The organism is Terrabacter sp. 2RAF25 (assembly GCF_052115265.1).
Taxonomy (GTDB): Bacteria; Actinomycetota; Actinomycetes; order Actinomycetales; family Dermatophilaceae; genus Terrabacter.
Window position 1 is genome coordinate 79,836 of record NZ_JBFRGJ010000007.1, and the last position, 20,910, is coordinate 100,745.

General features: G+C 64.7%; 18 protein-coding genes. 7 read left to right on the forward strand and 11 right to left on the reverse strand.

What is annotated here, in order from left to right; all coding sequences use genetic code 11:
- Positions 1-80: 80 nt before the first annotated feature.
- A complete protein-coding gene (wecB, locus tag AB4091_RS17370; protein ID WP_442293276.1) occupies positions 81-1,220 on the reverse strand; it encodes a non-hydrolyzing UDP-N-acetylglucosamine 2-epimerase in 1,140 nt (379 codons plus the stop codon).
- An 87-nt stretch (positions 1,221-1,307) separates the two neighbouring features.
- On the opposite strand from wecB, the gene wecC reads away from it, so the two are divergent.
- The 3 genes from wecC to AB4091_RS17385 all read left to right on the forward strand — a co-directional run bounded on the left by wecC (position 1,308) and on the right by AB4091_RS17385 (position 4,348).
- On the forward strand, positions 1,308-2,558 hold the full coding sequence (wecC, locus tag AB4091_RS17375) for a UDP-N-acetyl-D-mannosamine dehydrogenase (RefSeq protein WP_442293278.1): 1,251 nt from the start codon (positions 1,308-1,310) through the stop codon (positions 2,556-2,558).
- A 1-nt stretch (position 2,559) separates the two neighbouring features.
- Complete coding sequence (locus tag AB4091_RS17380; protein ID WP_442293280.1) at positions 2,560-3,993, forward strand: lipopolysaccharide biosynthesis protein; 1,434 nt, start codon at positions 2,560-2,562, stop codon at positions 3,991-3,993.
- A gap of 178 nt (positions 3,994-4,171) precedes the next feature.
- Positions 4,172-4,348 (forward strand): hypothetical protein, encoded by a 177-nt coding sequence (locus AB4091_RS17385; protein WP_442293282.1) that lies wholly within the window; start codon positions 4,172-4,174, stop codon positions 4,346-4,348.
- A gap of 572 nt (positions 4,349-4,920) precedes the next feature.
- Here AB4091_RS17385 and AB4091_RS17390 read toward each other — a convergent pair.
- The 4 genes from AB4091_RS17390 to AB4091_RS17405 form a co-directional block, all read right to left on the reverse strand.
- On the reverse strand, positions 4,921-6,042 hold the full coding sequence (locus tag AB4091_RS17390; RefSeq protein WP_442293284.1) for an acyltransferase family protein: 1,122 nt from the start codon (positions 6,040-6,042) through the stop codon (positions 4,921-4,923).
- A 128-nt stretch (positions 6,043-6,170) separates the two neighbouring features.
- A complete protein-coding gene (locus tag AB4091_RS17395; RefSeq protein ID WP_442293286.1) occupies positions 6,171-7,250 on the reverse strand; it encodes a glycosyltransferase family 4 protein in 1,080 nt (359 codons plus the stop codon).
- Positions 7,243-7,845: a sugar transferase gene (locus tag AB4091_RS17400; protein ID WP_442293288.1), complete on the reverse strand. Its 603-nt coding sequence runs from the start codon at positions 7,843-7,845 to the stop codon at positions 7,243-7,245. The genes AB4091_RS17395 and AB4091_RS17400 overlap by 8 nt, the downstream gene beginning before the upstream one ends.
- Positions 7,842-9,011 carry a DegT/DnrJ/EryC1/StrS family aminotransferase gene (locus tag AB4091_RS17405; RefSeq protein WP_442293290.1) on the reverse strand — a complete coding sequence of 390 codons (1,170 nt, stop codon included), beginning with the start codon at positions 9,009-9,011 and terminating at the stop codon, positions 7,842-7,844. Before AB4091_RS17405 ends, AB4091_RS17400 begins: the two co-directional genes overlap by 4 nt.
- A 50-nt stretch (positions 9,012-9,061) precedes the next feature.
- On the opposite strand from AB4091_RS17405, the gene AB4091_RS17410 reads away from it, so the two are divergent.
- Positions 9,062-9,754, forward strand: coding sequence for a GNAT family N-acetyltransferase (locus AB4091_RS17410; RefSeq protein ID WP_442293292.1), 693 nt, complete (start codon positions 9,062-9,064; stop codon positions 9,752-9,754).
- Here the strand turns inward: AB4091_RS17410 and AB4091_RS17415 are convergent.
- From AB4091_RS17415 to AB4091_RS17430, 4 genes are all read right to left on the reverse strand, one after another.
- Complete coding sequence (locus AB4091_RS17415) at positions 9,721-10,887, reverse strand: glycosyltransferase family 4 protein (RefSeq protein WP_442293294.1); 1,167 nt, start codon at positions 10,885-10,887, stop codon at positions 9,721-9,723. The genes AB4091_RS17410 and AB4091_RS17415 overlap by 34 nt on opposite strands.
- Entirely contained in the window at positions 10,884-11,999 is a 1,116-nt protein-coding gene (locus tag AB4091_RS17420; RefSeq protein WP_442293296.1) for an O-antigen ligase family protein, read from the reverse strand. The genes AB4091_RS17415 and AB4091_RS17420 overlap by 4 nt, the downstream gene beginning before the upstream one ends.
- A gap of 71 nt (positions 12,000-12,070) precedes the next feature.
- Positions 12,071-13,183, reverse strand: coding sequence for a glycosyltransferase (locus AB4091_RS17425; protein ID WP_442293298.1), 1,113 nt, complete (start codon positions 13,181-13,183; stop codon positions 12,071-12,073).
- A 308-nt stretch (positions 13,184-13,491) separates the two neighbouring features.
- Positions 13,492-15,285 (reverse strand): polysaccharide biosynthesis protein, encoded by a 1,794-nt coding sequence (locus tag AB4091_RS17430; protein ID WP_442293300.1) that lies wholly within the window; start codon positions 15,283-15,285, stop codon positions 13,492-13,494.
- A 267-nt stretch (positions 15,286-15,552) separates the two neighbouring features.
- Here AB4091_RS17430 and aqpZ point away from each other — a divergent pair, with 267 nt between their 5' ends.
- Entirely contained in the window at positions 15,553-16,365 is an 813-nt protein-coding gene (gene aqpZ, locus AB4091_RS17435) for an aquaporin Z (protein ID WP_442293302.1), read from the forward strand.
- Positions 16,366-16,373: 8 nt separating this feature from the next.
- Here aqpZ and AB4091_RS17440 read toward each other — a convergent pair whose 3' ends face one another.
- Together AB4091_RS17440 and AB4091_RS17445 are read right to left on the reverse strand one after the other, a co-directional pair.
- On the reverse strand, positions 16,374-17,555 hold the full coding sequence (locus tag AB4091_RS17440) for a DUF1501 domain-containing protein (protein WP_442293304.1): 1,182 nt from the start codon (positions 17,553-17,555) through the stop codon (positions 16,374-16,376).
- Positions 17,556-17,698: 143 nt separating this feature from the next.
- Positions 17,699-19,279: a DUF1800 domain-containing protein gene (locus AB4091_RS17445; protein WP_442293306.1), complete on the reverse strand. Its 1,581-nt coding sequence runs from the start codon at positions 19,277-19,279 to the stop codon at positions 17,699-17,701.
- Positions 19,280-19,395: 116 nt separating this feature from the next.
- On the opposite strand from AB4091_RS17445, the gene AB4091_RS17450 reads away from it, so the two are divergent.
- Positions 19,396-20,046 carry a SatD family protein gene (locus tag AB4091_RS17450; RefSeq protein ID WP_442293308.1) on the forward strand — a complete coding sequence of 217 codons (651 nt, stop codon included), beginning with the start codon at positions 19,396-19,398 and terminating at the stop codon, positions 20,044-20,046.
- Positions 20,043-20,891, forward strand: coding sequence for a hypothetical protein (locus AB4091_RS17455; RefSeq protein WP_442293310.1), 849 nt, complete (start codon positions 20,043-20,045; stop codon positions 20,889-20,891). Before AB4091_RS17450 ends, AB4091_RS17455 begins: the two co-directional genes overlap by 4 nt.
- Positions 20,892-20,910: the final 19 nt, after the last annotated feature.

A 20,910-nucleotide genomic window follows, 5' to 3' on the forward strand; every position in this document is an offset into this window, starting at 1 on the left:
TCGCTCAACCGTGCCCCTTAGCGTTGGTGAAACCATGAAGGGCGGCGGGCTAGGCGCCCGCAGGCACTTGGCGGTCCGGGTCAGGGAGCGAACTCGGGCAACGCAGTCCCTACACCGATCATTTGGGCGATCGCGGCAGCGGATCGCGGACCTGCCTTGCCGTCGCCGTACGGGTTGACCGCGTTCGCCATCGCGGCGTAGGCAGCCGAGTCGTCGAGCAGACGGGCCGCCTCCGCGAAGATGCGCTCGCCGTCCGTGCCGACGAGCTTCACCGTTCCAGCGTCGATCGCCTCGGGACGCTCCGTGTCGTCCCGTAGAACCAGAACGGGCTTGCCGAGACCGGGCGCCTCCTCCTGAACCCCCCCGGAGTCGGTGAGGACCAGATGTGACAACCCGAGGAGTCGCGCGAAGTGGGCGTACTCGAGGGGCTCTGTCAGAAGTACGTTCTCGGCATCCCCCAAAGCCGGCTGGACGATGTCGCGGACCACCGGGTTGAGGTGCATGGGCAGGACGAACTGGACGTCCCTGTAGGCGTCCGCGAGGCGGCGCACCGCCGCCATGGACTCCTGCATCTGGTCGCCCCACGACTCTCGGCGGTGAGTGGTGACCAGAACTGTTCGGCGCCCCGAGGTGGTGGCCGCCTCGAGCGCCGGGTCGGCGAACGATACGTCCCGCTGCGACACCTCTAGCAAGGCGTCGATCACTGTGTTGCCCGTGACGCTGATGGACTGGGGATCGATACCTTCCATTTCAAGGTTGCGACGGTTCATTGCGGTCGGCGCTAGGTGGAGGCTCGCAAGTTGAGTCGTCATTCGGCGGTTGCCCTCCTCCGGGAACGGGGAGTAGCGCTTCCACGTGCGCAGCCCGGCCTCTACGTGCGCGACAGGCACCTGGTGATAGAAGGCAGCAAGCGCACCGACAAATGTGGTTGACGTGTCACCTTGGACCACCACGACATCGGGTACGACCTCAGCCATCACGCTGTTGAGAGCAGTGAGTGCTGAGCTCGCTATGTGGGCGAGCGTCTGGCGCGGCTTGCTCAGATCAAGGTCGAAGTCGGGCACGATCCCGAACAAGTTATTCACTTGGTCCAGCATTTCTCGATGCTGCCCAGTCACGGCCACGACAGGATTGATCCCCACGCCTCTGAGGCTGTCGATCATCGGAGCCATCTTGATCGCCTCCGGTCGAGTTCCGTACACCACAAGAGCGGTGGTCATTTGTCGGCACCTGGACCTGTCTGCAGGGGTATGAGTCGATCGGGATACTATCGGGCGTCAACCTGCCGGCTTTAGGAGACCACCCTGATGGACCATGGCGTCATCGCAGTCATCGGCCTCGGTTACATCGGACTCCCGACGGCCGCGGCACTGGCCACACGCGGCGTGCGTGTACATGGAGTTGACGTAAATGAGCGCACTGTCGAGGCAGTCAACAAGGGCGAGGTTCCCTTCGTGGAGCCAGATCTTGGCGTCGCCGTCAGTGGTGCCGTCTCGAAGGGCCTGCTGAGCGCGAGCACCACGGTTCCCCATGCTGACGCCTTTCTGGTGGCTGTGCCTACCCCGTTCCTCGACGACCGCTCCGCGGACCTTTCGTACATCCGGACCGCTGCAGAGGCCATCGCCCCCCAACTACAGAGCGGCAACGTGGTCGTGCTGGAGTCCACGTCCCCGCCTGGTACGACACGTCAGATGGGCGACTGGCTCGCCAAGTTGCGTCCTGATCTCGCCTTCCCGAGCTCGGGGGCAGCTGCGATCGACGTACACGTGGCTCACTGTCCGGAGCGCGTCCTGCCCGGACGCGTCATGATCGAGCTCGTGACAAATGACCGCGTGGTTGGCGGCTTGACCCCGGAGTGCGGCCAGGTGGCCGCCGAGATCTACCGGGTCTTCTGCCAAGGCGAGATCGTCATCACTGACGCCGGAAGCGCGGAAATGTCCAAGTTGGCAGAGAACGCCTTCCGCGACGTCAACCTGGCCTTCGCCAACGAACTTTCCATCGTGTGCGACTCGCTCGGTCTCGATGTCTGGGAGATCATCCGGAGCGCCAACCGCCACCCACGTGTCAACATCCTGAACCCCGGCCCGGGCGTCGGTGGCCACTGCATCGCGGTGGATCCGTGGTTCATCGTTGCTGCGGCGCCCGAACAAGCACGGTTGATGCGTACGGCTCGCGAGGTCAACGACTCCAAGCCCGGCCGCGTTGTCGATCAGGTCAAGGAACGCGCCGCACGCCTCCACTCCCCTGTCGTCGCTTGCCTAGGTCTCGCCTTCAAGGCGAACATCGACGATCTCCGGGAAAGCCCCGCCATGGAGGTGGTCGAGGGCATCCGTCGAGAATTGCCGGACGCGACACTTCTCGCCGTGGAGCCCCACGTCGAGTCCCTCCCCGACCGACTCAAGGGACAGGACATCGCATTCTCCGACGCACAGAGCGCGATCGAGGCCGCTGACATCGTCGTCCTGCTGGTGGACCACTCGGCGTTCCGGTCGATCAACCGCAAGTCGCTCGAAGGCCGCATCGTCTTCGACACCCGGGGCTTCTGGAACCAGCACTGACGTGGCGCCAGACCTCATGCCTCGGCTGCGCTCGAAGGTTCTGGTAGGGACGTCCTTGGTCTTAGTCGGCACGGTTGTCCACGGGCTCACCCGCTTCCTCCTGAACTGGACCGCGGGCCGGACGCTCGGTCCCGCAGACTTCGGACAGCTCACGCTCTGTATTGCCATCGCCCAATTCGCTGCCCTGCTATGGCCGACCACATTGGGTGTGGCCAGTTCGAAGTTCGTCGCTGCCGCACCCGAAGGCAGTGCCGACACCTTAATCCGCCACTTGCGGCGCATGGCCGTCGGTGCCTCCTTGGTCGCGGCTGGTGTGGCCGCCGGCGCCTGGCAGGTCCTTGGCGACGGAACGTGGGTGGGAGGTGTGATCACGGCGGCAGTCTGTCTCCTGTACGGTCTCTATCACTTCACCCGCGGCGTCCTAATGGGAGAACGCCGCTTTGCTCGGACAACATTGTTAGAGATCGCTCTCGCAGCGAGTTGCCTCATTCCTGCGGCGATCGTCGCGTTCAACGTCGGCAGTGGGCTTGCGTTCGCGGCCAGCCTGGCGTTGGGATTCGCGGTCTTCGTCATCGGTGGATTCCGTCGCACGATCACCGGGTCCGCTATGTCGCACGTGCTGAGGCGCGAGGTGCGGACCTACGTTGCGATCGGGACGATCGGAACAATCGCGAGCAGCGGCTTCCTTCAACTGTCAGTAGTGGCCGCGGCCCACTGGGGTGGCCCTGTGGGTGTCGGGCTTTATGGCGCGGCACTGGCCGTGGCAACACCAGCGAGCATCTTTGCCGTCTCTTTGGGTGCTGCGTTGATGCCGTCGATGTCGGCTGAGCACGCCCAAGGCAGCAGTGCGCGTCTTGCCGCGGTTACGGACCGCGCCATGCGAGGCATTAACCTCCTGGCAGTCCCTCTGTTTGGAAGTCTCGTCATCCTCGGCGACCAGTTCACGACGGTCGTGTGGGGCGAGAAGTTCGCAGGCTCCGTGCCGGTGCTCAGAGTTCTGCTCATCGCAGTGATGTTGACGAGTTGCGCCGTACCCAGTGTCACGCGGTTGTCGGCGACTTCCACTCAGTCACTCGCCTCGGCCACGCGCATCAGTATCGGAGGTGTGGGGCTTGCTGGACTGGCCTGGATTCCCTTGGGGACGGCGTGGGGGGAACGCGGAGTTGCCTGGGGTTACCTGATCGGTGCGGCGACCACGGCAACCGCGCTCTTCGGTGTGAATTGGCGCAAGGACTCGCAAGCTTGGACGCTCCTCGCCGGTCGCACGTTCGTTGCGACCGCCCTGTTGGTAGGGGTGGCAGCAACAGACCCCGCGTTGACGCCGTTCGCCGCTGTTGGTTACGCCGCTGTATTCAGCGCCCTTTACGTCTTCAGCGCATGGCTACCATCGAAGGCACGCCACCAAACAGAGAAGCACGCACTTCCACCTTCCTGACATTCAGCTACCGAGAGGTGTGCGGCAAGGTGGCTCGGGAGCGCTGACGGTCTGGTGGGACACTCGACCTGCGGCGACAGAGATCGCTGCTGGAAGGAGTGGCCCATGCCTGCACCCCACTTCACGGAGTTCCGTCATCGACCTGACCGGGGTCCGTGGCGGGAGCGATCCTGCCCGGTTGTGGGACATCTTCCCCGGCCTCTCTAGAGGCGGCGTTCAAGCATTGGCTTGCGATCGTCCGCATGCGTGGCGCGACGCCGTGGAGGTCGTGGCGATGGACGGGTTCACCATGGTCAAGACCGCCACGACCGAGGAGCTGACCGAGGCCGTAACCGTGACGATCCGATTCACGTAGCGCGCTTGGCCGGTGACGACCTGGGCCGGCGTCGCCGCCGGTTCCAGCAGAACATCCAAGGCCACCGCGGCCGCTTCCGCGACCCACACAACGCCGCAAGACGGACGCTGCACACCGGCGCCGGCCGCTCACCGACCAGCAGACGGCTGACTGGCGGGGCTCTGTTTGCTATTGAGGAGCACGTCTAGGTCGAGGCCACCTGTTGATGACTGGGCATCTACCAGCGGACAATCGGCGCCTACCGCGAACCTGACCAAGAGGGGCAACGAGCTTTGTGCTGGCAGTCATCGCCTCGCTCAGCGCCGGTGCCCAGCCGCGCTTACCGACCTCATCACCCCTCGGCGACACCCTAAGCAAGCGCGAGGCGGCCGTGCTGGCCTAATTCAAGCGGCCCGGCACGAGCAACGGCCCGGAGGCGATCAACGGACGCCTCGAGTACCTGCGCGGCCCCACGCTCGGCTTCGCAGCCTCACCAACTACATCGGCCGATCGCTCTTAAGACAGGAGGATTCAGACTCCGCATAAACCTGGATTGTGAAAAGTCGACAAAGCGGTAGCGCGCACGTCGTGCCTCACGCATCAGCGTGGCTGGGCTCGACGGAGCGCTGAGCTGTTCCTTGCAGAGGTCGGAGGGCGCGACCCAGCGTGGCCCCGAAGAATCTCCGCCACAATGCCAACCGTTCGATGTGATGCAAGCCCGTTGCAATCATTAGCGCCCCGGCAGCGACGGCTGCATATACCCACCATTTGTTCGCCTCGTTGATGACGAAGGACATTGCCACGTACCCAAGAACCGCATGCGTGAGGTACAGCGGATAAGTCAGGCCGCCAAGCCGTTCCGCGAATGGCAGACGCCACGACCCGACGGACGGAAGGGCGAGCGCTGAGACCAAAAACATCCAAATCAGCACCACCACCGTCACCACTGCTATCGAGATGTCGGTCTGAAGGGATTCAGCGACGGCTTTGGAGTACGCAGCCGCTCCGCTGACCGCGACATAGCCACCAGCGCCCAGACCGACCATTCTGGTGAGGGTCAATCGTCCGTCTAGGCGCACCTGAGCCAGAAGAGCGCCGACGACGAAGTAACCGAAGTAGCCGCCAGCAAATGGGATGGAGCGAGACAACGCTGGAGCCAATAGAGTCGCAGCTAACATCGCGACTGCCCAGAAGGGAGCCAACTGACCGATGCGCTTTCCCTGCCCCCTGAGGAGAAGGAGAAACACGATTCCATAAAACTCAAGTTCGTAAAGGAGCGACCAATACACCCCGTCGACGGCTGGGACACCGAAGAGCCCGGGAACCATGGTCAGATTGACCAAGACCTGTCCCAGCGATACCCCCAAGTTGACACGATCTCCCCATAAGGCGAGCGCCAATGCCGTAAGGAGCATCGCTGGCCAAAAGGCAGGGTAGAGCCGAGTCGCACGACCCACGGCGAAGTCGACAGCCGTGCGGTTGCGGGCAGAGGCCGCAATCACGAACCCGCTGATTAGGAAGAAGAGGTCGACCCCAAGGTAACCGTACTTTGCCACCTCCGCGAAGGGGGTGAGCGCTACATCGACATGGCCTTTGATAGGGGCGTACGCGAAGTAGTGGTATGCCACTACAAGAATTGCCGCAAGGAATCGCAGGTAGTCGAGCACGTCCAACCTCGTGCGCACCTTGATGTCACCGGCAACACTCACCGTCATACCTCCAGTAGACTTGGGGTGCAAGAGTTAGTCATGGTCCAGAACTTGACTCGCTTGCCTAAAGATCCACGAGTATGAATCGCAATTACGGGCCTATCCACGGCCGCCTAACAGGAAATTAGGGCACCTTACCGCTGGTGCGCTCGCAGAGCTCGCATGATAGCGCGTCTCTGAACAGCCCATGTTAAATGGTTCTCAGCGTAGGCTCGTGCGTTGGTCTGTTGCGTCTGGATGGCTTCGGCGTCCTTCATCAGACGATTTACAACCAAGGCCAATGCTCCAGGATCGTCTGGGGGGAACAACTCGCCTCCGTCGCTGTTGCGGAGCATGTCGCTCTGCCCTGGGACGTCACTCGCGAGCACAGCGAGTCCGGCGCCATGATATTCAGCCAACTTGAACGGCGAGACCCCCATCATGGTTGCCTGGTCGAGTCGTTTCGGCGAAACACCGATGGCGTGCTCCGACAGCTCCTGGGCGACCTCGACTGGGGAAAGTCGACCTCGGAAGCGGACGTGATTCCCAACTTCACCGTGGTAGTCCTCACGCGTCACGCCAATTACGGTGAGGGGAACGTCTTGCGGCCATTCAGGCAGCCGCGTCGCTTCGATCAGCGTGTCCAGTCCTTGCCAGGGAGCTGGTGTGCCAACGAAGATCACTCCTCGACGGTCCTCTACGGGCCAGGGAAAGCGATCGACGTCCACTCCATTGGTGACCCTGTGAATGGGAGCGGATGTCTCGGCCCTTGCCCATTCTGCGAGCCCATCGGACGTCGCGAACACGACGTCCGCCGCACGTAAGGCTCCGCGAAAACTCAACTCACCCAATTGGCCGACGAGCCGATACGCGAATGAGTCGGCAGGTAAGTCGCTGGGACGTCCTTGAAGGAAGAGGAACGTCTTCTTCCCCATCAACTTTGCGAAGAGGAGCGCGGGAAGTACAGCAGGATGCGCACGTGCGCCCGCCATATTCCTTCCGCTCAGGCTTCGCGCGAACGCCGCGAAGGCGGCCAACAATGAACACACCTTCAGGAATAACGCGTCCGACGACGCGTGACGGGCTCTTGTGACGCGAACAGACGAGCTCGGCCATTCGCTGAAAAAGCCGACGATGTGGGCGTTCGCCGCGCTGCCCTCCCGAGATTGCTCGAGACAGAGGTAGGAGACCTTAAGGTCCACGCTGGCGTCGATTGCGCCTGGCAGATCACGCATGGACACCCCTAGATGGCTTGAGGATGGCAGCGAACGTCTTCAAGATGAGTAGGAGGTCAGCGGGGAGCGAGGCCTGCTCGACGTATTCGACGTACAGACGGCACTTCTCCGGGAGAATGATGTCAATGTACGCCTGTTGTGGATCCGAGTGCTTCGCTAAGACCTGAGACTCGTGCCTGAACTTGATGCTCGCGGGATCCGTAATCCCAGGCCGCACGGTCAATATGACGTCTCTTTGATCTTCTGGCCAGTGACTGACGAACTGCGGCACTTCCGGGCGTGGACCGACTACGCTCATCTTCCCTCGCAGGACATCCCAAAACTGGGGCAACTCGTCCAACTTGGTGGCCCGAAGAATCCGGCCCGTGGAATGGACCCGGGAGTCCTCGCCGGCGGTCACCGCTATCCCCGGAAACTGTTCCATAGTGCGAAACTTATGAACCTTGAATACCTCTCCCCCGCGGCCGACGCGCTCCTGCTTGAAGAGGATCGGATTTCCGTGACGCCCACGCAGCACTACCGCGATAAGAGCCAAGACCGGCGACAGTACGATCAGGGCCACGCCCGAGCTAAGGGCGTCGAAGGCCCGCTTCACCTGAGCACCTGCCGCACAGCATCCATGACTCGTGAGAGTTCACCGTCCGTCATCCGGCTGTAGATCGGCAGACTCACCACTCGCTTGAACTCTCTCGTGGCGACCGGCAGCTGCTCGTCCAATGATGGGCCACGTTCACCCCGCCAGTAAGTCAGCATGTGCAGCGGAATGAAGTGCACGCTCGTGCCAATTCCCAAGTCCGCGAGAGCGCTGATGAACCTGTCCCGGTCTCGGCTCGCCTCAAGTCGGAGAACGAACAGGTGCCATGCATGCAAGCCGCCCAGGTCGTCCGCGCCGGTTGCTGGCATCTCGACCGGGAGGTCAGAGAAGGCTCGCAAGTACCGGAGGGCGATCACTTCCCTTCGAGCTCGCATCTCCTCCGCGCGTCGCAGTTGCACCAGGCCCATGGCGGCGGCTGTGTCGGTGAGGTTGTACTTGTACCCCGGTGCCACGACGTCATATCGCCAGGCGGGGCGATCACTCCGGTACCGGTTGAAGGCGTCGCGGTCGATCCCGTGCAGACGCATCACGCGCGCTCGCCTTGCAACCTCGGGATCTCTGGTCACCAGCATCCCGCCCTCGCCCGTGGCAATCGTCTTGGTTGCGTAGAAGCTGAAGACCACGACGTCGCTGGCGCCGGCCCCCACGGGGACACCCTCAGAGGCGGCGGGGAACGCATGGGCCGCGTCTTCGACCACCCTCACATGTGGGTGCCGTTGCTTCCAGCCTGCCAGGGCCGCTGCGGAAACAGGAAGTCCGGCGAAGTGCACGGGCAGCAGGACCTTGGTCCGCTCATCCACAAGGCTGGAGGCGTGCTCGAGGTCGATGTTGAGCGTCGCAGGATCGACGTCAACCAGTTCCACCTCGGCGCCCACGTAGCGGACGACCTCCGCCGTGGCGGTGAACGTCCATGCCGGAACGAGCACTTTGTCGCCGGGCCCGACTCCGAGGGCTTCCAAAGCGAGGTGCAGGCCCGCAGTTGCAGAGTTCACCGCAACCGCCTCGACACCTCCACCAATCATGTCGGCGAAGGACGTCTCGAACTCTCGAGCGCGAGGACCCGTCGTTACCCAGCCCGTGCGCATGGCGGCCACCACGGCATCGATTTCATCCTCCCCGATGTCCGGAAGCGCGAAAGGGAGCGAGGCTTGGCGCTGGGCGCTCATGGGGGATGCCTCCAATTTTGATCTTCGACGGAACCGGTATCATAACGAACGTGAACAACACGGAGGAAATCGACCAACTCCCTGCAGTGGGCCCCCTCACGGCGGACGTAAACGACGAACTCCCTGCCCTCGGCCCCCTCACGACTCAGCATCTGGACGCAGCCGCGCGGGTGCACTTGGAGGCATTCCCCGGGTTCTTCCTGTCTTCACTGGGTGCGAGAGTTCTGCGAGAGTTCTACCGCGCGCATGTCCTGTCTCCAGCGGCGCACTGTGTGGTGGCGCTCGGCGGACGTGGAGACGTGGTTGGTGTCGTGGCAGGGACCAGCTCACCCGACTCCTTCTACCGGGAGATGATCAAACTGAATCCTGTCCGCCTGTCGGTGGCCGTGGGTGCAGCGCTTCTCAGACGCCCGAGGGCGGTGCACCGCATCCTCGATGGTCTTCGACACGGAACGCCCGTTCCGTGGCCGGTCGACGGCCACGCCCTGTTGAGTTCGATCTGCGTTGCACCTGCAGCACAGAGCAATGGAACCGGTCGCCGCTTGATGCTGGCGTGGCTTGACCAAGTGGCCGAGTCCGGAAAGGCTAACGCCGCCTACCTGACGACGGACGCCGTTGGCAACGACGCCGTGATGCGCTGGTACGCCAACAACGGGTGGACCAAACTAGGAAACTACGCGCGCCACGACGGGCGCGTGCTGGCCTGCTTTCAACGTCCATGGAAGGCAAGCCCGGAAGCATAGACGTCAACGTATGCTTCCTGCATCGCTCGTAGCGAGTGGGTGGACTCCACATCGGCTTTCGCCTGACGCGCCAGTGACCCAAAGGCTGCGGGGTCGTCGATCAGCGGCTTGAGCGCTCGGGCGAGCGCCCGTACGTCAGCCGTTGCGTACACCAAGCCGTTGCGCCCGTGCTTAATCAACTCTGCGTTGTTGGGGATGTCGGAGACAGCCACCAGACACCCTCTGGCCATCGCCTCCATCAGGGCGATGGACAAGCCCTCCCGTAGAGACGGCAGGACGACCACATCGCTGGCATCGAGCAGCGCGTCAATGTCGGTGCGGAAGCCGAGGAACCAAACCGAGTCGCACAGTCCAAGTTGTTCGGCCCGCACCTTGAGGTCCTGACCCAAAGGACCTTCGCCGGCTACCGCGAGTCGCACGTCGCGGGGCAGGGCACCCTCGCTCTGTAGAAGTGCCAAGGCATCCAACAGGTACTCGATGCCCTTCTGCGTCGCCAGACGTCCATGACAGAGCAGGATGGTTCGCATGCCGCCCTCGCTCAGTTCTTTCCGCACGGAATTTACTGCCGACGGTTGCACGGGCAGCGCCTCACGGATCCCGTTGGGGATTACGACAAGCTTGCCCTCCGGGACGAGACGCAGCCGTAAGGCTAGATCCCCGTGGCTGTGGCTGACGGACACGACCAAGTCGCAGAACGCGGCTCCGAACCGCTCGGCAACGCCCACCGCCAGGACTTGCCACTTCGGTGAGCGCTCATGGAAGGCCAAGCCGTGCATCGTGTGGAGGATGAACGGAACACCTGCGACACGCGCCGCGACCCGGCCGATGATTCCTGCCTTGCTGGTGTGCGTGTGCACCATGTCGTACTTATGCCTGCGAAGCAGGCTTATCAGGCCGAGGAGTCCCCGCAGGTCCCTGACAGGATGGATTGACCGTCGGATGACATCGACGTGCACGACACCGACACCCGCGGCTCGGGCCTCGCGTGCCATCTGGTCATTGGTGGTCAGGATATCGACCTGCGCACCCTCGGCCAGCGCCGCCCTAGCGAGGTTCAGGATGACCTTCGATCCGCCTCCGTAGGCCGACCCCCCCAGGACATGCAGAACCTTTTTTCCAGCCAGACGTGTCACAGCGCTCTACTTCCGTGTTGAGTTGCGGGGGATTGCGCGCGTGCACTGGCTGCGACGGCGGTGCCTAGGGCGATGACGAACCAATACACGTTGGAGGTTTGGCCAGGCAGTGTCGCTGCATAGATCGTCATGGGGAGGGCTGCTGCCAGAAACCAATCACGCCTGGAGGACTTCCACCCAGAGAAGGCCGCGTAGATCAGGATCACAATGAGCAGCGTCACACCTACGATGCCCAACTGTACCCAGGCACCGAGCAGCAGGTTGTGTACGTAGGCGAACTCGCCTGTTGCACGTCGAAGGAACTCGGCGTCGGCCTGCGGGCCAACCCCCGCCAGCATCCAGTCGGGGTTGGCGAAGAACTGCGAAACGATGAAGGCTCGCGTGTCTCCCGTGGCTTCTCCTGTCTCGAGGAACGACGCAACACGGTCGGAAACCAAGCCCCGCGCCAAAGCGACCTGGAAAGCGAGAACAGCGATGAGGCCTACCACGACCACCTGGGCGAAACGCCTGACAGTCAGTCGCGAGAGGACGGGCGCGATCGCTGCAATGCCCATCGCCACGAATCCGGTGCGCGAGCCGGTGGCAAGCACACCCGCTGCCATGACAGCAGCCAACGCCAACCAGAAGACCATGGCGGAACGTTTGGAGGAGACCACGAGAGCAACTGCCAGGCCGATGCCCACGGTCAGCGAAAGACCCAGGGCGTTTTCATCGGCACCCATCAAGGTGATACGACCCGTGAGCTCCTCCTGGCCGAAGCGAAGTAGTGCGCCTCCCAGAACTGCCGCCCCAAATACGTAACCCACGACGACGCGGCGCGGAACGACCGGCAAGGCGTACGACAACGCTGCGAGGAACGCGACCCTCAGGAAGAGCTGGATAGTGGTGGCCTCAGACGCCTGCGGGTCGAGAGACCAAAAGTTCGTGAAGACCACCCAGGCCAGGTAGGCCGCGAGGAGGCCCTGGAGCATAGGCGGCATCCGGCCGCCGCGTCGGCCCCCCACCAGATCCAGCCCGACGACGCCGATCAGCAGGACACCCACTGGGAACGTCAGCGACCTGCCAGCCACCAGAGCAATCGGGTCGAACGGGACCGAGAACGCGAATGCCACGGCAAGCACCGACACCAGGGCGCTGGGGCCACCCCTCGTCTTTACGGGGACCTGCACAGCGACAGTAGGCTTCAAGGCAGGTCTTTCATCAAGGCATCCAACTCAGCACGGGCGATGCGCGACCACTCAAACTCGCTGGCTCGGCGTCGCAAAACCTCGGGCACGGCCTCAGCTGCCGCCAGTTCGGCGACGAGGGCCAAGTTCTCGATCACGGCCTTGCCGGGGGTCACCGCCCAGCGAGGGTCGATCAGGGCCTCAGCGACTCCACCGACGTCCACGCCCACGACAGGCGTTCCAACGGCGTAACTCTCGTTAATAACGGTGGGCCACCCCTCGCTGCGACTCGGCAGAACCGTCACATCCGCTTCCCCCACGAGGGTAGCAACCCGTTCTGGACTGACCCTTCCGACGAAAGTGACTCGACGACCAGCCAACCTCTGCTCTAGGTCGCCGCGGAGGGGCCCGTCACCAACCACTGTCAGGCTCACTGACGGGTGCCGCTTACGCACTGCCTCAAACACCTCGGGTAGACGATCTGCCCCCTTCACTGGCAGGAGATTTCCGACGAAGATCAGGTGGAGTTCTCCGGCGATGCGTGGACGCTTCGACGCCAGGCGAAACGTGTCTAACTCGACGCCATTGCCGGTCACAACGCTGTTGCCGCCCGAGTAGCCGAGTTCTCTCGCTCGTGCGAGTAATGCCTTGCTAACGAAGAGAGAAGCTGTGGCGGTCTCCAGCACCCTCGCCGTAGCGGCGGGGTTCCTCGGCATCACCGTGTTGATGTCGCTCCCGTGGAGGTGGACTGTGAACGGCAAGCCGTGCTTCTCCAGGAGCACGGCCGCGACAGAACCAGCGCCCAACGAGAACATGCCGTGAGCCATCACGCCGTCATAGCGCGTAAGGTCCAAGGCGGACGAGATAGCCACCGCTGTCTCGCGCTCCAATGTTCGCGAGACAGCCCTGCCCCTCAGCGCGAGTCTCTGAAAATGCGAGGCAGTCACCGTTGCGTCGATGAACTCCGCGGCTTTACGCCCATCCACGCGCCTACCGCGGGCGCCCACCCCTACGGCGTCAACGCTCACCCCGAGGTCCTCGAGTGCCCGAATCCGCGCCTTCACGAACGTACCTGCGGCGGGGTTCGCTTCGGACGGGAAGATGTTAGACAGCAACAGAATCCGCGTCACTTTTTTGCCCCTCGACTAGACCGACGCGCATAAGGGGCCACCTCTACTCTATCCACGGGCGCGCCTACCCCTGGCTGCATCGTCGGCAACTGCCGGTCATTCCGCGCGGCTGCAAAGCACGAGGGCCGGCAGGTCACGGGCGGCGCCGGCTTCAGGGCCTGAGGCGTGGCGGCCGGGGTAACGGCGTCCTTGATAGCGGCAGCTAGTCTGGGACAGGGCTAGCGGCGCGATCGACCCTGGTCTTTGAGCGTCGAGGACGTACTTCTCCTCGACCTCGGTGACCTTAGCCCTTGACACATAGTTCCTGCTCAAGATGCGGCCTCCAACTTACGGTCCTGAGCCACGAGAGCCTCGGTCTTCATCCAGATAACAGCGGCCTCAGCGCCGCCAAAGGGCGCATCACGTACCAGGCCGACATCGATGAGAGGCACTGTCACACTGTCGACAAGCGGGTGATCAGTGCTGCGCCTCTCTTCATTCGGGGAGAAGAGCTCTTCACCGAGCTTCTCTCCCGGGCGTAGCCCGGTGAAGACGACGTCGATGTCCCTGCGGCCGCTCATGCGGATGAGCGTCTGCGCCACCTCGAGGATCTTGACCTGCTCACCCATCTCGAGCACCATGACCTCGCCGTCTACACCGATGGATGCGGCTTCCAGGACCAGCTGGCAGGCTTCGGGAATGAGCATGAAGTAGCGGCGAACGTCCGGGTGGGTCACCGTGATCGGGCCGCCCATCTCGATCTGTGCGGTGAACGCGTGCACGACCGAGCCTCGAGACCCGAGCACGTTTCCAAAGCGCACCGACACAAAGCGGCCGCGGGCGCGGCGAGCGAAGTCTGCGGTGAGGCGCTCGGCTAGCCGCTTGCTGTAGCCGAGCACGCAGGTCGGGTTAGCCGCCTTGTCGGTAGAGATGTTGACGAAGGTTGAGACACCAACCGCTTCCGCGGCGGTGAGGACGTTGAGAGTGCCGATGACGTTGCTCTTCCACGCCTCTAGCGGGTGCGCCTCGAGCAGGGGGAGGTGCTTGAGCGCGGCGGCGTGAAAGACGACCTCTGGCCGGGCGCGCTCGAAGGCTTCTTGGAGCGCCTTCGGGTCACGGATGTCGGCCAAGATCAGATCGTCCGAGTCGAGCAGACCGTGGCCGGTCAGGCTCATCTGCGTTGCTTGCAGGCCGGACTCGTCGCGGTCAAGGAGGAAGAGCTTGGCCGGACCGAACCGAGCGATCTGGCGACACAGTTCTGAGCCGATTGATCCCCCGGCCCCGGTAACAAGCACTGTGCGGCCCGAGATCTGCTCTGCAATGACAGTGGTGTCAAGCTTGACGGGGCGGCGCCCCAACAGGTCGGCAACATCTAGGTCACGGAGGTCGGCGGTCGTGGGGCGCCCACCCATGATGTCCTTGAGCGGCGGGAGGCTCAAGACATCGATGCCTGCGTCCGCAGCCTTGGCGGCGAGCTCACGCAACAGGCCGGCCTCCGCGTTCGGCACCGCGAGCACGAGTATGTCTGCCTGGAACTTCTCGGCCACCGCCGCGATGTCCGTTCGAGTCCCGCGAACCTTGATCCCTTCCATGCGCAGGCGCGCCTTGGCGCGATCGTCGTCCAGGAGTGCGACAGGCTGAAAGCCGCTTTCCCTGTCACGCAGCATGGCGCGAAGCAACCGATGACCAGCCTCCCCGGCGCCGAAGATGATGACCCGTCGAGTCTCATCGCCAGCCTGAGCGCCGTGGGCCCTGGCGGTTCGCACGACGAAGCGGATGGCATACATCAGGATCAAACTCACCGCGGCTGCTGTCAGCGGCACTCCGCGCGGCACGATGGTCGGGCTGCTGACAAGGGCCCAGACGAACAAGCCAGCGGTCACGATCGAGACCGTGATCCCGAGGTCGATGACCTCTTCAAAGGAGCCGCGAAGGTGTCCCACGGCGTAGGGGCCGAGCAGGTGTCCAACGATGGCTTGGCCTAGAGCGGCTGCGAGGGCGAACTTGGCGGTCCCACTCGCGAACTCAGGGCTCAGCGCGAAGTCGAGTCGAAGCCAGACGGCCAAGTAGAGGGCCGCCACCCAGATAATGGCGTCGACCGCGCACCACAAGGTGCGCATCATGAGGGCTCTGCGCTGCACCGACGGCGACAAGGTGTGCTCCTGAAACAGGGGTTGCGTATGTGACTGGTGTTGCCGGTGGAGGGAGTAACGACTCAAAGGGTACAACCGATATGACTCGGTCAATGCCAACCATCCGGGCAACGGACACCCTTTCCGCACAACTTGGACGCGCGTGCCGCAGCCACCCTCAGCGCTAGGTTCAGCACTACGCTGCGAGCACCGGGGAACCCCGGGAGGTTCGAGGTCGATGTCCTGGTGAGGAGCCCGATGTACACCCCCAAGATGAGCTCACGACTCGCAGTCGAGGCCCTCGGGACCTTCTGGCTCGTCTTCATCGGTTGCGGCTCCGCGATCTTCAACGCGAAGTTCGCCGTGCAGGCCCTCGATGGCCAGCCTGTGCAACTCGGCATCGGCCACCTCGGCGTCGCCATCGCGTTCGGCCTGGCCGTTACAACCATGGCCTACGCCGTGGGTCACGTCTCCGGGGCCCACTTCAACCCAGCCGTGACCATCGGCATCGCCATCGCTCAACGCTTCGAGTGGCGTGAGGTGCCGGCTTACGTCGGAGCCCAGCTGGTCGGCGGCCTGCTCGCGGGCGGCGCCCTCGCCGGCCTTGTCTCGTCGAAGGGACTGCCAACCACTGGCAACCTCGCGGCCAATGGCTACGGCAGTCACTCCCCCGGAGGGTTCGGCCTGGGCGGCGTGCTCGTCGTCGAGGCTCTCGTGACCGCCTTCTTCGTCTACATCATCCTGGGCGCGACGAAGGACGACGCCCCCAAGGGCTTCGCCCCTCTCGCAATCGGCTTCGGGCTGCTGTTGGCGCACCTCGTCGCCATTCCCATCAGCAATGCGTCAATCAACCCAGCCCGATCCACTGCCGTCGCCTTCTTCAACGGCAACGGCGCGGTTGGACAGCTATGGGCCTTCTGGGTCGCCCCGATCATCGGTGGCCTGATCGCGGGCACAACGTATGCCTGGATCACCGGTGAGCGGCGGGAGAACCTCGACATCAGCGGCTCAACCGACACCATCTCCAACGCGGCCGTCGACGACCAGGGGCGCCCCATCCTCGACGACTGAGCTGACCCTCAGGCTTTGGGGGCAAACATGCCGAGACGGCCGCTTGCAAGACCCGGAAACACAGTTGCGGACGAGAGCTTTGCGCGCTGCTCGAGAGCTTCAGCAAGGAGAGTGCGATAGTCGGTCGTGCCGGCCAGGTCCCCGTCCACGAGGCTGGCTGCCGCCAGCCCCGGCCAGCGACCGTAGACCTTGCCGCCGCGGACTCCTCCACCCATCACAAGAGAGACGTTGCCGTGCCCGTGGTCCAGGCCGCCGGAGGCGTTCTCCGCGACACGGCGCCCGAACTCGCTCAACGTCACCAGGGTGACGTCGGCCATCTTGGAACCAAGATCTTGGTTGAAGGCAGCCAGCGCCTGGCCGAGCTCGGTCAGCTGTCGGAACATCCATCCGGAATCGCTCGAGCCGAGCCCCGTGTGCATATCCCAGTTGCCGACGTCGATCGTGGCCGCGCGGAGCCCGACGCCGGCCTTGATGAGCCGCGCCAGGTCACGCAGCGAGTCGCCGACGGCTCCCTTGGGGTAGACCGCACCATTGGCCGGCACGTAGCCCGCCGCCTTGAGGCTCGACATCGTCGAGACAGCCTCCACTGCAGCCTTAGCGGGTGCAGCCAGGGCCGGCGGCGCACCAGCATAAAGCGCATTGATGACTGTCGCCCAGCGCGCCTGCTCGGTGGCCGTCCCGGCACCTGAGATCGCGAACCCGTCGACGCTCTGGACCGCGATTTCCGGGCTCGGACCGATCATCGAGGGAGGCGTCGACGCGGCGCCTACGGCTGTTGAGCCGAACGTGGACACGGGCCCGGTCAGGCCGATCATCCGATCGAGCCAGCCGGTGCGGATTGTGGAGCCGGGTGCAGCGTTCTCCATCGTGGTCATGGCCTCGAAGTGCGACCGCGTAGGGTTCACCTGACCGACCGCATGCACGGCGGCGAGGCCGCCTGCGTCCCAGATCGCCTTGAGCGGAGCGAGCGCAGGATGAAGGCCGAACATCGCATCCAGCCTGATGGCGCGTGACACCGGGATGCCGATCGATGGCCTGGCGGCGAAGTACGAGGGATCGCCCACCGGCGCGACGGCTGACAGGCCGTCGAAGCCGCCTCGCAGGCTCAGGACGACGAGTGTGTCACCCGTGTACGAGTCGGCCGCGAAAGCGAGCTGAGTGGCTGCGCTCTCGCCGGCGACGCCGACCACGGCCCCAAGTGCTCCGAGAGCCCCGGCCCCCGCAAGAAGGGTGCGCCGTGACACCACCGACGCTGCGGCCCGCCCTTGCGGGCAGCTGCACTCCGGCACGCCGGCCCCGGCGGCTGGGCTGAACGAACTGGTCATGGTGATCCTCAACGGGTCGCGAAGTTCGGGGAGTCGAGCATGAGCGCGACGACGTACGGCAGTTTCCAGGTCACCGCGGCCGCCCCCGCCGTAAGCGCATCAGTGGGGGCGTGATCGACGAAACGGCAGATGGCGTCGCGCTGGGCGGCGCTCAGGGTGATGAGCAGCTTCGCTGCCAGCGCATCGACGAGGGCGGCATAGGTCATCGGGAGTGGCGAAGGCACCCAGGTGGCGAGCGCGGGACGCGCCATCGTGGTCAAGGACCAGTTGCCGGTGAGCCCGAGGTGGAAGTTCCAGCGATTGACCATCCCGGAAGCACCTCCCCAGGCTGCGGCCACGTCCGGGTAGCCGTTCGGTGCCGGCCAGCCCATCGGCGCCTGTCCGAAGGTTCCAGTCAGCCACAGGAGGTTACGCAGCTCGCTCTTCCCAGGTGCCGGCATGGGCTCCGGCGTGAGCCCCATGATCCGGATGCTGGCGAGCGCATCCTCGTAGGGCGTCCTGACCTTCTGACCGATCGAGGCAGCGAACTCCGGCGACAGGAAGAGGACTCGCAGGACTGGGGCGATCGCGGTCCCGTTGACCAAGTAGGCCTGCGCCAATTTGGTTACGAGGGTCGCCGGCGGTGCGTCCGACACGTAGCGTATGGCCAGCTTGGTCGCGATCCGGTTGGCCGTGGCCGGATGTGTCGCGAGGTAGTTGAGGTAGGAGGTCGCGACGGCGTCACCGCCCTCGGGAGAAGTGTTGGCGTGTGTCCAGCCCATCACCTTCACTGCTCCGACGAACCGGCGCTGCGGCTTGTAGGAGTAGAGGCCAGACTCTGAGTCGACACCCAGCCCCGTGAGGGCGAGCGCCGACTGTTTTACGTCAACCTCCGTGTAACTGCCGACGCCGACGGTGTGCAGCTCGAGCAGCTCGCGCCCGTAGTTCTCGTTCGGGGCCTTCTTGTGGCTGTCGGAGTTGTCGAGCACCTTGAGCATCGACTGATGCCGGGCGGCAGCGTTGAGCATGTCGGAGTACTTGCCAAGTGCGTGCTTGCGGATCACGTCCCGCTGGAAGAGGTGCGCGCTGTCCCACACCTCTGTACTCGGCACCGGGACAACGAGATGATTCGTCCAGAAGTCAACTGCGGTCTCGAATAGCTGACGGCGGGAGAAGATTGCTCGAGACATGTGCGACTCAAGCAGGTCATACATCACGTCACCCGAACTGCTGACAGGGACTCGCTCGCGAACCTCCCAGGTCTTCCAGTTAAGACGGGGCCAACGCGTGACAACCGCGTCCATTGCCGCGTCAGCCACCGCGGACGGCGCTAACTGGGCGTCGAGCCATGCGGTAGTGCCGGTGGATCGAACCTCAGCGAGTAGCGCAGGGGTCGGCCCAAAGGTGGCGCGACGTAACAGGTGAAGCACCGGGTCGGAGGTGGTTGTGTCTGCGGCCAGCGCGGCAGTCGCAGCGGATGTTGCCTGCGGGGCGGCTGTCGCGGCTTTCGCGGGTCCGGCCAGTGCCTGCGTCACCGCCAGGGCGGAGCCGCCGCCGAGGCCCGTGAGCACGCGGCGCCGTCCGGGCGAAGCAGCAGGGTTAGCGGTCATGCCGAAAACGGTACGTATCAGATCGGCGGGTGACTCTGTTTTCGGACATTTCAGTCATATTCTCTACATGTGAAGTATCACTCTACTTCTGTCCGGCTTGAAGATATGATCTTCATATGGCCGAACTGAAGGCTCCAGCTGTGCCCGTGGCGCTGATCGGGGACATCGTGGAGTCGCGCACGCACCGCGACCGGCAGGGGCTGCACGACGCCGTGGAGGCAGCGCTCGCGCAGGCCAACGCCGACGTGCCCGTCGACGACCCTGCCGTCATCACGCTAGGCGACGAGTTCCAGGGGGTCTACCCCACGCTCGGCGACGCCCTGCGGGCGAGCTTCCTCATCCGCGCCGAGCTGCACGGCACCGCTGATGTGCGCTTCGGCGTCGGGCGCGGAGCCGTGTCGACGCTCGACCCGGTCCGTGGCATTCACGACGGGCCGGCCTACTGGGCCGCGCGCGATGCCATCGTGCTGGCCGAGGAGAAGGCGGGGCGCGCGCAGACGCGCACGTCGCGGACGGCATACCTGGCCCCCGACGAACCGCCCGCTCAGGTTGCGGCCGTGCAGGCTGCCCTGGATTGTCTGGACTTCATGGTTGGCTCGCTGTCGACCACCTCTCGCCAGATCCTCGGAGGACTCATGCACGGCCGGGCCCAGCACGACCTCGCCGCCGCCGTCGGCATCAGCCCGTCTGCCGTGTCGCAGCGGGTGCGCCGCGACGGCATCGGGGTCGCGCTCGAGGCGATGATCACGCTCGGCGGCCTGCCGTGACCTGGCTGTCGATCGCCCTCGTCGGCATCGGGGTCGGCGACGTCATCCGGTCGACGTCGTGGCGCCCCGGGCGTGTCGTCGCGCACGTCGTCGCGCCGGTCGTCATCGTGGCCATCGGCCTGCTCGCCGGCATGGGGACGTGGGCCGACTGGCTCGCGCTGGCCCTCGCGGCGGCGGCCGGGGCCGGCTGGGCCGAACTGTCGCGGCAGACTCAGATGACCGGCCGGCGGGCCCTTGCGGGGCTCGCCACCTTCGCCGGCATCGTCGTCGGGCTGCTCGCCTTCTCCGGCGGCGCGAGCCCGGCCGGCGGTCCGCTCGCGACGTGGCTGCACTGGGCAGACCTGCCCGGCCACGGCTCCCTCACGCCCGGGCGTGTCCTGCTGCTCGCAGGACTCGCGCTGTTCAACGTCGCCACCGCCAACACGATCGTGCGGCTCGTGCTGCTCGCCATCGGGGCCCTGCGCCCCTCCGACGTCACCAACGCCAACGCTGCCGCCGCAGCGGCCGCCTCGCAGGCCGGGCGCCCCGCTCCCCCGACCACGGGCCAGCCGGCCGACCGGCTCAAGGGCGGGCGTCTGCTCGGCCCGATGGAGCGCTTCGTCATCCTCGGCCTCGGCCTCGCGGGTGAGTTCGGCGCTGCCGGTCTCGTCATCGCCGCCAAGGGCCTGCTCCGCTTCCCCGAGATCCAGGCTGCCGCCCGCACCTCGTCCGGCAACCCGGCCGACCCGGGCGGCGGCTCCTACCCCGGCGGCCCCGCCGGCATCGACGACGTCACCGAGTACTTCCTCGTCGGCAGCTTCGTCAGCTGGCTCATCGCCCTCGGCTCGCTCGCCCTCACCGTCTGAGCTGCCCGCCACCCGCCGA

What these genes read in the sequence shown, in the direction of transcription:
- AB4091_RS17395 (WP_442293286.1), bottom strand. Translation starts at nt 7,250, where the DNA reads ATGCGTGATCTGCCAGGCGCAATCGACGCCAGCGTGGACCTTAAGGTC.
- AB4091_RS17430 (WP_442293300.1), bottom strand. Translation starts at nt 15,285, where the DNA reads ATGATGCGCACCTTGTGGTGCGCGGTCGACGCCATTATCTGGGTGGCG.
- aqpZ (WP_442293302.1), top strand. Translation starts at nt 15,553, where the DNA reads ATGTACACCCCCAAGATGAGCTCACGACTCGCAGTCGAGGCCCTCGGG.
- wecC (WP_442293278.1), top strand. Translation starts at nt 1,308, where the DNA reads ATGGACCATGGCGTCATCGCAGTCATCGGCCTCGGTTACATCGGACTC.
- AB4091_RS17390 (WP_442293284.1), bottom strand. Translation starts at nt 6,042, where the DNA reads ATGACGGTGAGTGTTGCCGGTGACATCAAGGTGCGCACGAGGTTGGAC.
- AB4091_RS17445 (WP_442293306.1), bottom strand. Translation starts at nt 19,279, where the DNA reads ATGACCGCTAACCCTGCTGCTTCGCCCGGACGGCGCCGCGTGCTCACG.
- AB4091_RS17405 (WP_442293290.1), bottom strand. Translation starts at nt 9,011, where the DNA reads ATGAGCGCCCAGCGCCAAGCCTCGCTCCCTTTCGCGCTTCCGGACATC.
- wecB (WP_442293276.1), bottom strand. Translation starts at nt 1,220, where the DNA reads ATGACCACCGCTCTTGTGGTGTACGGAACTCGACCGGAGGCGATCAAG.
- AB4091_RS17450 (WP_442293308.1), top strand. Translation starts at nt 19,396, where the DNA reads ATGGCCGAACTGAAGGCTCCAGCTGTGCCCGTGGCGCTGATCGGGGAC.